Genomic DNA, 14,422 nt, shown 5'->3' on the forward strand with positions numbered 1-14,422 from the left:
GGAGCGAAATATTCCGGATCGACTGGCGCACCTTATGTGGCGGCAGGCATTTTCGCAGCGCTGGTATTGCTCACGGGCGGTGCATCGCGTGGAGAAGTGCCGCAGCTCGCACTGCTTTACCCGGGTAGCATTTTGCTGCTGGCCTTTGTCGCAATCAGGGGCGGGCTTGCGAACCTCGGTTCGCTCAAGATCCCGGCGCTGTTGCTGGGGGGCTACATGCTATGGACGCTTGCGCAGCTTATCCCGCTTCCTCACGCAATCTGGTCCAGCCTTCCGCAAAGGGCTGTAATCGCCGAAATCGACGACCTTGTCGGTCTGGGACAGGTCTGGCGACCGATCACCTTCGCTCCGGAGCGGACGCTCTCGACGTTTTTCGGCCTTTTCACGCCCCTGGCGGCTCTCCTGATTGCCGCGACCTTGCCCATGGCCGATCGGCAAAGGAACCTTCGCCGGATCCTTCTGCTGGCCATCGGGGCGAATGCCATTCTCGCGCTCGTTCATGCAGTCCTGGGCGGCGATGCGCTGCATTTCTACGAAATCAGCAATGACGACCGGCCGGTGGGCTTTTTCGCCAACGTAAATCACTCTGTCGTTCTATCCGCCATCGGTATCGTTCTGTGCGGCATGGAATTGGCTGTCGCGGGCGGCAAATCCCGCAGGACGCAGGGCCGTAGCGGCGCGGCTTTCATCGCGCTCGCGACGGGAGTATCGCTCCTCTGCTTCGTCCACTTGCTCATCGGCGGTTCGCGGCAGGGGCTTATCGTGATGCTGCCGGCACTCCTTGCTGCTTTCGCCGTGTTTCTCGCGGGGCGGGATAAGGAAAAACGCGGTTCGAAAGGGGCGTATCAGCGGAAAGTGGGTTCGGCACTCGATGTCATTTCCAGGCACCGTGTCGCCGTGCTTCTGGCCCTTCCGGCCCTCATGACGGGCGGCTTCCTCCTGCTCGGCGAGATACCGGCCCTCTCGCGTCTGTATGACGAGTCGCTTGCGGACAACGTTCGCTGGACGCTGTACAGCCCCCTGATCGAGATGGTTTCTTCATTCTGGCTGCTGGGCTCCGGAATGGGCTCTTTCGAGGACGTCTATTACATGTTCGAGACGTCGGCCTTGCTGGCGCCGTTCTACGTCAACCAGGCCCATAATGACTGGTTGCAGATCATCATAGAAGGCGGCGTTCCGGCAATTGCGTTGCTGGCTTGCGCACTGATCCTGATCGGACGCAGGATATTCACGGTCTTCCGCCTCGGCGCGGACGGCCCGGCGCGCACAGTGGCCTGGATGGCGATAGTTGTGATCCTTTCCTTTGCGAGCCTGGTAGACTACCCTCTTCGCACGCCTCTCTTCCAAACAACGGTTGCGTGGTTGTTCGTTATGCTTGATAGCGCCGCTTTCTCCAGGGGAGCACGGGCGCGGGATGAAGTCGATGAATACGCGGCGTAACCGCCTTAGCGCACCTGCGTGTAATCACCTCGGTGAAGGACCATCTTCTTTCAGGTCCGATCAAGCAAAAGCTCGTTAGAGGTTTCGGATGTCTCGCATTTTTACCGTTTTTTGTGCTGCGGCCCTCATACTACCTGGCGTCGCCGGGTGCAGCACGACCAAGGTGACCGCCCAGGACAGCTCCATCGAGCTTACCGATCTGAGCGAATTGCCGGCCCCCGAAGCTGTTGGCCTGTACCGGCTTGGGCCGATCCAGAACCTGCAAATCGACGTTGTCGGGGCCGAGGAGATCAGTGGAACCTACTTCGTCGACGATCGCGGCGTAGTCGAGTTTCCCTATGTCGGCGAGGTGGACGTGACGGGCCGCACCCCGTCCCAGTTGGCGTCGGTATTGGCGAGCGGCCTTCGCGGCGACTACATCGTCGATCCGCAGGTTCGCGTCCGCCCCGAAGAGGTGACCCAGCCCTTGATATCGGTGGGCGGTCAGGTGGCGAAACCGGGCGCCGTGCCGGCGGCAATCTCGGAAACGCTTTTGCGGGCCGTCAACAATGCGGGCGGATTGGCCGAATTTGCGGATTCCGGGGATGTCCTCGTGCAACGGGAAGTTCAGGGGCGGCGATATATCGGGGTCTATAACCTGGAAGCAATCCAGCGCGGGAACTATCCGGACCCGGCGGTCTATCCGAACGACATCATCACGGTTGGGGAATCCTCCCGCCGGCGGACGCTCGAGACGATCCTCCAGTACGTTCCGCTGCTCTCTTCGACTGCTATCTTGATCGACCGCGTGGGCCGTTGAGCCACCGTCGAACTCCTTAGGACCAGGGTAATTTATGAACGACAGTACCATCGCAGAAACCCGGGGGGGTGGTGACGGCGATTTCGGTATCGACATGCGGCGACTGTATTCGCGCGCACGTTCGATGCGCGTCATCCTGATAGCGCTTTTCGCGGCGACTGTGCTGATCGGGCTGCTGGCGACCTTGCTCGCCCCGCCGACCTATCGCGCTGTCGCGGAAATCGAGATCAGTCGCGCCAGTTCGGCTTTCATCGAGACAGAAGCCTCACCTGCGGAAGATCTCCAGGCGGATCGCCAGTATTACACGACACAGTACGAACTTCTGGAATCGCGCTCACTGGCGTCTCGCGTCATTGAAGCAGGGGATCTGCTCAACAACGAGAAATTCGTCTCCAATTTCGATATCGAGGCGGGAGTTGTCACGCAGGGCGGCTTGATCGACCTGCTGCTGGAACACCTGACGATTGAACCTGTCCAGGATTCCAACCTGGTGTCGGTCATCTTCGAAAGCCCCGACCCGACGCTTTCGGCCGAACTGGCCAATCTCTGGGCGAACGAATTCATCGAGTCCAATTTCGAGAAACGTTTCAGCTCCAACATCGAGACGCAGGAATATCTCGAGTCCGAAATTGCGAAACAGAGGGAGCGGCTTTCGGAAAGTGAACAAGCGTTGGTAAATTATGCGAACGAGAACCGCATCGTCATCGTCGGCAATAATGGCGGCGAAGACGGTTCGAATGCGGCCGGGCAATCGCTTGTCGGAACGTCTCTCGTATCCCTGAACGAAGCATTGGCGGAAGCGACGGCTGAGCGTATCCGCGCCGAAGCTGCATTGCGCAGCGATGTCGATACGAACTCGGTCCGGGACCCGGCGGCAGAGCTTCGCCGGACGCTGGCCCAGAAGCAGGCCGAACTGGCCAATGTGCGCGCCACCTTCGGACCTCGCTATGAACGAGCGCAATCGCTCCAGGCCGAGGTCAACTCGCTACAGCAGGCGGTTAACCAGGCGACGGGTCTTGATACCAGTGCGCGGCGCGAGAACCTGCGCAAGCAATATCAGGCCGCGCTGGCCCGCGAAAACCGGTTGCAGGAACGTGCCGATCAGGTGAAGTCGGAATTCATCGAGCAGCAGGGACAAAGCATCGCCTATGGCATCCTGCGCCGTGAAGTCGATACCAACCGCGAATTGTATGACGGCCTGTTGCAGCGCTTCAAGGAACTCGATGCAGCTGGTGCCGGCCGGAACAACATGGTCCTGATCGATGAAGCCGAAGTTCCGTCTTCTCCGTACAGCCCGTCACTGCCGTTTAACTTGCTGATTTCGACCATACTGGGCGCGTTTCTCGTCGGCCTGGTCGTGCTGGTCCGCGAGCAACTGGATCAGTCCTTGAAAAATACCGACGATGTTCGCGATCGGCTGGGCCTATCTACTCTCGGCATGATCCCGATAATCAAGGAGAAAGAGCTGGAGGAACAATTGGTCACGACATCGTCGGACCTTGCGGAGGCTTACGCGGCGACGAGGACCAATATCGGTTTCCTTACTGCGAACGGTGCACCCAAATCGTTCATGATTACGTCCACGCGGCCTAACGAAGGGAAGTCGCTGACCTGCGTGGCCCTTGCCCGCGGTTTCCACTTGCTAGGCAAGAAAACGCTTTTGATCGACGCAGACCTCCGCAATTCGGTCATGACCGAATTGATCGATGAAGCGAGTGCCAGCAACGGTTTGAGTTCCGTGCTTGCCAACCAGGCATCGCCGACCGAATGCATCTATCCGGTTGCCGAGTACGGGTTCGATTTCATGCCGATCGGTCATCGCCCGCCCAATCCGAGCGAGCTGCTGGCCAGCGCACAGATGAAACGGTTGGTGGACCAGGCGCAAACCGAGCTCGGTTACGATCTGGTCATCGTCGACAGTCCGCCGGTCCTGGGTCTTTCCGACGCGCCTCAGCTGGGAACCAGCGTCGAAGGGATCGTCTATGTTATCCAGGCGAATTCGACACCGTTCAGGGCTGTCAAGAATTCCATCGACAGGCTGCGCAAGGGCTCCAACGAAATCTACGGCGCTATCCTGACCAAGGCTGGGCAGGCCGACGACGCGTACGAATACGCTTATGGCTATGGCTATGGACGGGAATGAAACCCCGGCAATCGACCTTTCCTCTTCAGTGAAGGCAATTGTCGGGCTGGGCGCGCTCTTGTTGGCTGTCGCGGCGATGGTTTTTGCCGCCAGCGCTGCGATGGAAAAGCGGCGGCCGGATATATCCGTCCTCCTGAACCCCTTCATGGCGGACGCTTCCTCGCGTCTGGCTCGCGGCGTATTTGCGGCCTCCGCCGGTGAAGGAACGCCAGAGGATCTTGCTACAGGGGCGAGAGAGGCGAGGAAATTTGCGCAAGATGCATACCGCGTAAAGCCGTTGTCGCCCGATGCGCTGACCTTGCTGGCTTGGGCAAGCGAATCTGCGCCTGCCCGTACCGGCATCCTGCTGAATGCAGCAACGCTCAACAAACGGTCGAGCATGCTGTCCGGTGCCGTCCTGACGGTGCACAGCCAGAATGAAGATGTCGAGGCTGCCCTCGATACGCTGAACAACTTTCTGGCAGTCCATCCTGAAAAAATCGACGCGCTCGAGCCGTTCTTGATCCAGACCTTGAGCAATCCGCAGGGACCGGGTGTTTTCCGCCGGGTTTTCCGCGATGAACCGCTTTGGATGGACGAATTTATTGCGCGGGCAGGTCGCGACGGCACCGCGTTGGAAAACCTTTTCGCGATCACGGATACCATGGACACCGGGAAGACGCTTTCCCGGCGAACCAATATCGTTCTCATGCGCCGCTATCTCGAAGTTGGGCGGCTCGAACAGGCGTTTGCCACCTATCAGGGTCTTGTGTCGGATCGACCGCTACAAAAGCCTGCATGCCGCATAGGGAGCGCGAACAGGCTCGACTGGTGTACGGACCTTGCCCCGTTCGATTGGCGCCTAGGAGAAGGCGCCACGGTTTCCAGTGTCCTCATTTCCCCCAACCCCAAGGTGCAATTCCGCGCGACACAGACCGGCAGGGAATTGATCGCGCAAAGAATCGTCCAGCTCGGCGATGAACCTGCTTCGCTGCGGGTCGACTACACGTCGGATGATTCCGCGTTCGGGGACAATGTGAACGTCAGCGTAATCTGCGCGACCGACCGGAGGCAGCTCTTCAATGCGACCCTCTCCTCGCTGCGTGCGAGCGAGGGCGCTGAGATTTCGGCCGATTGCGACTTTGTTATTTTCACTCTCGTCTCACTCCGGTCGGTACGCGCAGCTCCCACTCGGGGGAGTATCGACGGCGTTCGTTTCGATTAGATCGGAACTGGCGACGAAATGTCGCAGGCTCTCGGCCGGCTGATGCCGTTCTGCCGCGAAAGGCATAAAGCATCACTGACGATAAACGCGATCGGGCCAGCCACGCCGCCAGAAAATTGCAAAATCCGCGAAAGACTCGCGGCCTGAGAAACCCCCGGAAGGAGGGCGTCTTGATCTAAGGGGAATGGTGCCCAGAAGTCGACGAAGATGGACACTCAAATCCTTGGAGAATTTCCGTAAAATTGCCTCGTTGATCGCAACTTTGCGCCTGATTCCGGACTTTGAATCAGTAGTTTCGAGTTGTTGAAAGCAGGCCTAACGGCCAATCCGAGAAGAGGCTATGGCTGGTCCGGAGGCAATCAATTATTCTGATCGAGTTGCAATCCCCATCGCTTTCATCAGCCTTCGGGCTGCGAACCAGATTGCGTATCGGCCGCTTTCGCCTACCATATCGCGAAGGAAATAATCGTAGGTTTCCCGATCATCCTTTGCAGCAGCAGTAGCGCAGTCGACCATCAGCATCTCGTCGTAGCTCATGCGTGGCTGGCATGGCGGGTTAAGCGCGATAGGCTCCGGCAATGCTCGACCGAACTCGTCGAGGAAAACGTGGAAGCGGCGGACCGCGCCTGGTGTGCCGAGATGTTCTGCCAAGCGCTGCGCGCAATAACATTTTCGAGATCTGGCAATATGCGTGTAGCGTAATGCGCAGACGATGCGCGCATGCAGTTCTGGCACGTTCCGAATATCGGGAGTGCTGGTCAGCGCAGCCAGATCAAATGGCATTGGACATACTCGGCTTGACCGCATTGAACGGACAAGAAGCTTGAGAGTTAGTGGGGGCTGGGATCTCTCGCTCGGGCCACTCAAGTGCCCGTCGGACTGCCATCGCAGCCCAATGAACAGCGCCTGGTAAACCGTGCGGGACAGTCGAATTCCCGTTACGTCCCCCAAGAGAGGGCGCCGCTTCTAAAACGCCGAGAAGTGCGCTTTCGTCAGAGGAGAACCGGCGCGAGCAGCAACACTCGCGTACCAGGGGTCGTTCAAGCTGCGCTTCGATCAGTGCGAAAAGGCTTGCGCAGGCTGGTGCGGTTTCGTCAGGTAGGCGCAGTTCACTGGCCACTTCGTGCATTCTCTCCAACGTGACCACACCTTCTTCACGTGCCATCGACCAAAGGCGGAACAAGCGCACCGCGATGGCCTTGCAAAAACGCTCGTCGGGTTCGGCCATCGTTCTCTCCTTGAAACAGATTGTCAGGTTTCCAGCGGCGCGATACGCGCTCGATTGGCTGGGTTTTTTCGTCCGCGAAGTGCGAACAGGCCGTGGCCGATAGCCAACCCCAGAAGGCTGACAGTAGTCGCAAGCACGATACACGGCGATCCCAGATTACGAGATCGTATCGGGCGTGAACGAGCCAGGCCGAAACGTCCGCCTCGGCGCGTCCTTCCGCTTCTGATGCGCGTACGCCCCGCCTTCCGTTTCTGGCACCGCTGGTTCGGGGTCCTGGGCGGGGCGTGGCTCATCCTGCTGGCCATTACCGGGTGCGCGATCGCCTGGTATGACGAGCTCGATGGACTGCTGAACCCGGATCTGCGCTATGCCGAGCTCACCACCGGCACGCCGGCTTCGATGGACGACGTGGTGGCGAGTGCGGAGGAGGCCTTACCGGGGTTTGCACCCGGAAACATCCTGCTGTCGCAATCGCCGGATCGAACGCATTGGCTGATCGGTCGCCAAACCCTTTCCGACGATACCGCACGGCCTCTCCAGGTATTCGTCGATCCCGACACGGCAGAGGTGACGGGGTGGCGTGAGAGCGGTCAGATCAGCCTTCATCGGCACTATCTGCCTGATCTGCTCTACGGGCTTCATACCGACCTTCTTCTAGGCCGGACCGGAGTGCTGATTGTCGGGTTCCTGGCGCTTGCCTGGCTGCTCGATCACCTTCTGTCGCTACCGCTGGCCTTTCCGCGATTGCGCGGTGCCATGGCCGCGTTTCGCATCGGCGGACATGCCGGGTCGCTGCGCCAACTTTGGGATCGCCACCGGGCGAGCGCGCTGTGGCTCTGGCCCATAACCGCAATGCTGGCCCTTACCGGCACGACGCTCAGCTTTCCCGAAGAGAGCCGGCATCTTGTCGAGCCACTGTCCCCGATCAGCGACCGGTTGCACTATGACATGGAGGAACGCGGCCCGCCGGACACACCGATCGGCATCGATGCGGCGATTGCGCGGGTCACGCTGGACAGGGCGGTGGTTCACAGCGTGCGCCCCCATCCCGAAATCGGCCTCTATGCTGTTCGGACTTTCGACGATCGCGATGTCGACAACCAGGGGCGGTTGTGGACCTATGTCGACATGGCGACCGGCGCGGTTGTGGCGAAGCGCCACGATGCCGGGCAAAGCGGGGGCGACACCTTCTTCCTCTGGCAATACGCTCTACATTCGGGGCATGCCTTCGGCCTCGTGGGGCGACTGCTTGTCACCTTGGCTGGACTGGTGACGATCTATTTGAGCTTCTCAGGCTATCGCCTGTGGTGGAAACGCAGGCGGCGGGGACTCTAGTTAGATAGTCGACGGTGCCGACGTCGATCATTTTCGTTGAGCCATATTTACCCACCCGGCTGGTGCTGACAATATGTGTGTGTGTGTGTCGAGTTGGTCATCCGATTGGGGTCTCTCTAAGGCATCTGGGTGGCCGCATAGAGATACAGGTTGGTATTCCGCTTCCCTAAGTTCGGGCCTTAAAAACGGACGGTCCTCTAACGGCCCAGAATCTGACAAAGGTGCCCAGCTTTGTTCGATTTGCCGTCCCGGATATGCGCGTGTCTATCCCCAAATGGAAAATGGTGCCCCATAGAAGACGAAGATGGGCACTCAGATCATTGGAGAATTTCCGCCGATTTGCCCTAGTCGCTACCGCTTTGCGCCCCAGTTTCAGTCGTTCAGCCAATTCGGCGAAATCCAATAAGCCGACACTTGTTAACACGCATTGTCGACCGGATGGGAGACCGAGCTGCGGATCCGACGCGGAAGTGACGCTATTCAGGCAAGGTGTCACCGGGACTACGTTCAAGGTAGGTGCCGAACGAACCATTATTCCTCATCCGGTGTCGCCGCTTCGTCTTCCCGATTGATTGGGCCAAGCCGTATTTCAAAGACCGGATCGTTGCTCCATTCCAGCACTTGGCGGAAGCCGACGACCAAGCTGCCTACAGTGGTCTCGCTGCCCTCATCCGGTTGGTAGGCGAGGCTCACCCGTCCACCAGTCACGGGTGCGTAGCCAATGCGCCGCAAGTGCCGTGCCGAAGTTAGCCACGCAGTTCCGGGCGGCAAGTTCGTTGCGAACACCTCTACGCCCTCAATGGTCACCACATGGTGCCCTCGCTCGCGCGGCGTCCGTTCGTGTGAAATATCGAAACCGGCGAGTGGGTCGTCGCGTCTGAAGTGCAGCCGTCCAAGCTGGTCGATCGAATCTTGTGTTGCTACGATAAGGACCGGCTGTTCGCCGACGCGCTCAACGAGAGCGGGCATCGCGCGCCAGAATGTCGGATCGTCAAGTTTGGCGCCCGCTCGAATCAATTCTCGCGGCGACCTTGCGAATACCTCAAACGCGTATTGGCCCGCCGCCTCGCGAGCGTGTGCCGCGATGAACTCGGTCCAGTTTAAGGTCGCCTGCTCCATCTCGGGCCGGACAAGCTTGCCTTTTCCGATGCCATTGAAAACAGCCGTCCTCTCCTCGCCCGCTCCCTCATCTGCGAGGAAGACACTCACCGAGTCAAAAATCGGCACCATTGCGGGCTCGGCAAGAACTTCAGCCTCAATAGCCACCCGCAAATCCTCCATCGCAGCGTCGTCGATGTCCTTGGCCACTAACCGCTCGCGGCGGCGGCGCTCGATGGCCGAAGTGGTGTCGTCGATCACTCGATTTAGATTTGCGATTGCGGTCGCCGGGTCGATGCCCGGCGCCACCGCATGAATGGCTCGCACCAGCCCCGGCGACTCAGTGTCGAGCAACTGCCGGTAACGGTCGAATTCCATCAATATGTCGCGCAGTGAACGGTCGCCGAGCGGAGGCAGCACCTCATCTGCTGCGATCAAGTCTACTTCTTCGACTACGCCTCCCGAACCCTCGGCCGGCGCGAGCGCGGCTATCAAAGCCACGTCACCCAGAATGAGTTGCTCGCGATCATTCATGGTAGTCGGCGTGTAGACGCGCCCTGGGACGACGACTTCCTCGCGCATGTTGTCCATGTTAGCGACTAGCCTGTCGAGCCAATGACCTTGGGTGCCGTCCTGATAGCGTTCGCCGACCAGCTGCAGGCGCATCAGCCCCTCAGTAATCGTCTTGAAGTTGAGGCCGCCCGCGTTTGGTTCGGTCGGATCCGAGCCGACTCCTCCGACCAGCTCCCGCGCCGTCACGGCAGAGAGGTCTGCAGCGACGCCGCCGCCGATCGACCAGACCAACATCAGCGACGCAGTGACAAGCACCACATCCTGCCGCGCCCCGTCAACGATCTGTGCGAAGATGCCGCCGGGCGCAGGTTGCGGTAGGTAGGGGTGATCTACCCTCGCCGACCGGGCGGCCGCCGCCTGCCATTCACCCTCTAAGAGGTTAGGCATCAACAACCAGGGAAATCGTTCGAACCCGTCGCGCTCGACATCAAGAAGTGCCGAGCCCGGCCAGCGCACAAGTGCCTCACGAAACAAGCGCGCACCGGTCTTGTCACCGTTCCACACAGCGACCGCTAAGCAATAGGCGGTGTTACCAAGGTGCTGGCGTAAGAACGGCCAAGCCGAAACGTAACGGGACCACATTTCCTCAGACCGCGCGCTAGCTTCGCCCCGCCACCCATAAACCGAAGATGCAGTGGTGAGGTTTGCCTCCCAAGCGCCGACGATGGCTGGCATAACCTTAGCGAATGCACGGGCGTCCGAACCGCTGAGACCCACGCGTTCGGCTGCGGCGTTAGCATCTCCCTCGACGATCGACCGACGGGTTACCCACGCCTCAATTGCGTGCATCAGTATCGGCTGCAAATCTAAAATGCCCTCGACGACCGCCTTAGACAGACGGACGCCGGGTTCGGCGTCGAGTAGGCGATACGGCACGTAAGCAAGCGTTTCGAGAAAGCGCTCTTCGTCGGGGATACGTTCGGCTGCTCGATCGAACAACCGACGGTATTGGCGGATCCAATCGACGTGCGGCGCGCGCCACGCCAACCCGCCAACCTCTGCATAGCTGAATGGCCGCCCCTCCTCGGTTTCGGTCGCGTGTAGCCCAAGGAGGAAGCTATGATAGCGAACGAGTTCGTCGAGCGCCCCATCGAAAGCTACAGGCGCGCGTCGGTCGATCTGTGAGATTGTGCGGTCTGCCAGCTCCTCCATAATCTGCTCTTGGGTCGGAAGATCATCCCTCATTGCGACGCTCCTCAAAGCGGAACGCGCAGCGGAGCAACCGCCGCTCTAACAGGGTCAAAGGCACGCCACCGTTGCGCCGGCACCATGCGATCCGTCCTCGCATCGGGCGATCTAGTGCAGGTGTAAACCAAATCCGGGGCACAGAATGAGCCGCCTGACCCGTCGGCGCTGGGTCAGCAGAGCAGCGCTTGATCCATCGGCCAAGCACCCAGCGCACGACGCCCATGTGCACATCGACAAGCATCGTGTTCGGCGCGAAGTCAGTCTCGATCTCGATTTCGGCGCCCCTGCCAGAGGAGAATCCGAAGCTCGCTCTGGGCATGCTCGTCTTCGCATCACCGCCTGCGGCTCCGTATAATTGCTGGCGAAGGCGGTCGGCCAGCTGGCGAGGCACTACCACATTGGCGGTGTATCGTTCCCGTAGGTGTTCCCGCGCCGAGCGCTGCACGAAGCGGAAAGTCACTGAGACGAAGTGCGCGACCGCCCACAGGTTTATGACGAACCACGCTGTGTGCGCCGATACCAGCACCAGCTTGAAAGCCGGCGAGTCTGAACCGCCGCCCAGCAGATGAAGCGCAGTCTGCAGAGGCCAGAAGAACTGGATGGACAAGACGGCTGCGAGTGCGATCCCGCTAGCGGTAATGCCGAAGAACATTGATTCGTGATAATAGACCTTGACGTCGGTAGTCGCGTCGTCGCGCTGCGCAATGAGTGTGACAAGCGCCAGAGCCAAAGAGATTATCGTGAGCAGACCGATCTGCGCACCGAGCAGATAGCTCGGCACCGTCCTCACGATGTCGACTATATACTCCGCTCGTGCCGTCGGCATCTTTGCTACGCCAGGCGCAAGGACCCGAGACCATGCCTCGACGTTTAACACAGCGAGATCGACGATTAAGTAGCGGGCTAGGAACAGACTGAACGGAGCGCCCATTAGGGCTCGCAGCAGTCGGTGGCCGGCTGGATAACGCGCACGGCGCGCAACCGGGTCGCCGGCGAGTTGTCGGCGAACCTCGTGCGCCGCAAACCTACTCACACTGTCGGTCGGGCCGCCCGGTCCCCAGCCGATTCCCATCTTTCAACATGCCCCCGTATCGTTGTCGCCGATAGAATATCGCTGCCCAAGAGAAATACGCTTCTGGCTGGGACGGCACCATCGTGCAAGGGATGGGAATACACATCACCGCAGTGTTGCGGGCCGCGGAAAACCAGCTATCGCAAATGGAGGGAAGCACGCTGTGTGACAAGTAGAGACGGAACAAACACCCGTATTCAGAGTGTGCCCAAGCAGACATCGAATTCGCTTATTGCGGGTCTGCTAATTCGCTGAACGAAAGTCCGGTTTTAAGATCATTTACCCAAAACTCGCTCGACGGCAAACGGCCCAGAAGTTTCGTAGAAGCCCAGCTTTGTCCGGTATGGCGTTCCGCACATGGACGATTCTATCCGTAAATCGAAAGTGGTGCCCGATAGAAGACAAAGCTGGGCACTCAGATCATTGGGGAAAAACTGCTTATCGCAACGCCGCCCGGACCTTACACCCGGATATCGGCGGTAATGCGTTGGATATGGTCGCACTTAACGCAGCTTTCGCCCGTGTCCTCGACATATTAATGCTCAGTGAGGCGGAGGTATCACCTCAGACCGATGAAGGACTTAACCGTCACTATCAGAATGGCACGCGCGGCGGATCAAGCTTCGCCTGCGGTCCAGTTTGTCCAGGTTTTTGGCCAGGATCGATCCTGCAATATCCGCGCTCAGCACTCGAGTTCGACATTCTGCTGCGCACCGAAGCGCTTTTGGCAGCAACGGACCTGTTCGATGAGGACCGGCATGCAAGGCTCGCGCTCGGGTTAGCCTTCAATCCAGCTTGGAGTGCCGATGCAGGTCCGAGCGGGGATACATTCGATAAAGCAGATGCCTGCGAGAAAGTTGCTGATCTTCTCCGCATTGCTATCGAAGCCACTAAGGAACCGGCGTTGCCTCAAGGCCTGCCTGGCCTGCACGAACTGGGACAGATATGGATACGTGCTGCCATCAACGCCTGGATCGAGCATGGCCGGATCTCAGAGCGCGAAAACCTATCTTTAAAAAAGCTCCAAACGCTCGAAGAGCAGGCGTTGGAGGCTGGTCGCTTCCCATTCGTCGAAGAATGGCGTGAAAAAAGGCTCCGCACAATTTCTGATAGGATTGACCAACCGGGTAGCCGATCAGATGACCGGTTCCAGCTTAATCACAGCCTCCAAGCCAAAAACGCGCTACGAAGGGGGCTAATCACTGCGGCAAGATACAAGACGACGGTCGCACGATTAGAGGAAAGACACCACGCCATCGCTGGCGCGACTGCTGCTATTGTCGAACTCGCCTCGGGACCCGGTTTCATGGCACTTGAACATGATCCCGATGAGGCGGAAAAAACCGTGTCAGTTCGTTTCGTGCCGGAAAGCGTCCCGGGTTCATCTTTCGGAAATTGGAAACTGGATTCCAAGCAGGCCTGTCGCGCCTATGGCGAAGCATACTATCGGTCCGAAGCGGTCGAGGGGAAGCTCAAGTTCATTCGTCAGCGATTGTGGATTCTACTTAGTTCTCTTGTCGCCAAACCTGCAAGCTGGGACGCTGACAGAATATTGGCCGCCGCACACGAGGTCGCCTTATTGGGAGAGGCCGCGCGCGCCAGCCGGGAGGGAGAGGCTGGAAATCACGCCGCCGATCTGCATGAATTCCTCAAGGCGCTAGCTGCCGAAGACGCGCCGCAACGAGAGGAAAGACTTCGCGCCTTACGGGGGCTCGCGCGAGAAGATTTTCGGGACCATATGCCCGAAGGAGTGGAAGCGGTGTCGAAAGGCTCACGACCGGATGGTCGCTTCGAATATGGGTCGCCTCTAATGCAGGTCATTCCTTCGCAGGACTATTATCGATCGGCTCTGCGGCCCGTGGACGAACTGAAGGCATTCAGTGCCGGCCAACCTTGGTCAGATCCCGAACGAGAAGCTGAGCAGGAAGGGATCCGCTATTATTACGACCACATGCAAAAGCTTTCAGATCGAATGTTCAATGCGGTCGACGTCGAGCCTGCGAAGAAAAAGATTGCTAAACTTGCGCCTCTGATTCGTGAGGCAGTCTCTCAATCTGTGCCACTAAATGCTGCTGCGGAGTGGCAGCTCGGCTATTATATTGACAGACTTACAGGAGCGATGGTCCGGGCACGGCAGTTCGCCGAGGCACTCACCGTCTTAGAAGAGTACTTTGCTCTACCCGATGCCTATCGTCGACGTTCGACCCCTTCGGAGGAAAAGAGGTTGAGAGCTCGGCTGGCTCGCTGCCGGCGCGATGCAGCACGTGCGTGATTTGTATAGGATCGTCGCTTCCCCGTAGCGGAGCCGGAGTGTCCATTGAAAAGTTGAATTTCAATTTCGG

10 protein-coding genes are annotated in these 14,422 nt (G+C 59.1%); 6 read left to right on the forward strand and 4 right to left on the reverse strand.

Annotated elements, in window-relative coordinates:
- Window positions 1–36 precede the first annotated feature (36 nt).
- The 4 genes from PF049_03795 (at window position 37) to PF049_03810 (ending at window position 5,586) form a co-directional block, all read left to right on the forward strand.
- A complete protein-coding gene (locus tag PF049_03795; GenBank protein WBY17290.1) occupies window positions 37–1,440 on the forward strand; it encodes an O-antigen ligase family protein in 1,404 nt (467 codons plus the stop codon).
- A 163-nt stretch (window positions 1,441–1,603) separates the two neighbouring features.
- The gene (locus PF049_03800; GenBank protein WBY17291.1) at window positions 1,604–2,239 is read left to right on the forward strand and encodes a polysaccharide export protein; all 636 of its coding nucleotides are present in this window, start codon (window positions 1,604–1,606) and stop codon (window positions 2,237–2,239) included.
- A 34-nt stretch (window positions 2,240–2,273) separates the two neighbouring features.
- Window positions 2,274–4,382 carry a polysaccharide biosynthesis tyrosine autokinase gene (locus tag PF049_03805; protein ID WBY17292.1) on the forward strand — a complete coding sequence of 703 codons (2,109 nt, stop codon included), beginning with the start codon at window positions 2,274–2,276 and terminating at the stop codon, window positions 4,380–4,382.
- On the forward strand, window positions 4,369–5,586 hold the full coding sequence (locus PF049_03810; GenBank protein WBY17293.1) for a hypothetical protein: 1,218 nt from the start codon (window positions 4,369–4,371) through the stop codon (window positions 5,584–5,586). The genes PF049_03805 and PF049_03810 overlap by 14 nt, the downstream gene beginning before the upstream one ends.
- A gap of 363 nt (window positions 5,587–5,949) precedes the next feature.
- On the opposite strand, the gene PF049_03815 is transcribed toward PF049_03810, so the two are convergent.
- Both PF049_03815 and PF049_03820 read right to left on the reverse strand, forming a co-directional pair.
- Window positions 5,950–6,369 (reverse strand): hypothetical protein, encoded by a 420-nt coding sequence (locus PF049_03815; GenBank protein ID WBY17294.1) that lies wholly within the window; start codon window positions 6,367–6,369, stop codon window positions 5,950–5,952.
- Window positions 6,359–6,814, reverse strand: coding sequence for a hypothetical protein (locus tag PF049_03820; protein WBY17295.1), 456 nt, complete (start codon window positions 6,812–6,814; stop codon window positions 6,359–6,361). Before PF049_03820 ends, PF049_03815 begins: the two co-directional genes overlap by 11 nt.
- 225 nt (window positions 6,815–7,039) lie before the next feature.
- Here PF049_03820 and PF049_03825 point away from each other — a divergent pair, with 225 nt between their 5' ends.
- Complete coding sequence (locus PF049_03825; protein WBY17296.1) at window positions 7,040–8,149, forward strand: PepSY-associated TM helix domain-containing protein; 1,110 nt, start codon at window positions 7,040–7,042, stop codon at window positions 8,147–8,149.
- A 531-nt stretch (window positions 8,150–8,680) separates the two neighbouring features.
- Here PF049_03825 and PF049_03830 read toward each other — a convergent pair.
- Together PF049_03830 and PF049_03835 are read right to left on the reverse strand one after the other, a co-directional pair.
- Window positions 8,681–11,005: a hypothetical protein gene (locus tag PF049_03830; GenBank protein WBY17297.1), complete on the reverse strand. Its 2,325-nt coding sequence runs from the start codon at window positions 11,003–11,005 to the stop codon at window positions 8,681–8,683.
- The gene (locus PF049_03835) at window positions 10,995–11,798 is read right to left on the reverse strand and encodes a hypothetical protein (GenBank protein ID WBY17298.1); all 804 of its coding nucleotides are present in this window, start codon (window positions 11,796–11,798) and stop codon (window positions 10,995–10,997) included. Before PF049_03835 ends, PF049_03830 begins: the two co-directional genes overlap by 11 nt.
- Before the next feature lie 625 nt (window positions 11,799–12,423).
- Between PF049_03835 and PF049_03840 the strand changes: the two genes are divergently transcribed.
- Window positions 12,424–14,352, forward strand: coding sequence for a hypothetical protein (locus PF049_03840; protein ID WBY17299.1), 1,929 nt, complete (start codon window positions 12,424–12,426; stop codon window positions 14,350–14,352).
- The last annotated feature ends 70 nt before the right edge of the window (window positions 14,353–14,422 follow it).

This window comes from Erythrobacteraceae bacterium WH01K (assembly GCA_027941995.1).
GTDB lineage: Bacteria > Pseudomonadota > Alphaproteobacteria > Sphingomonadales > Sphingomonadaceae > CAJXSN01.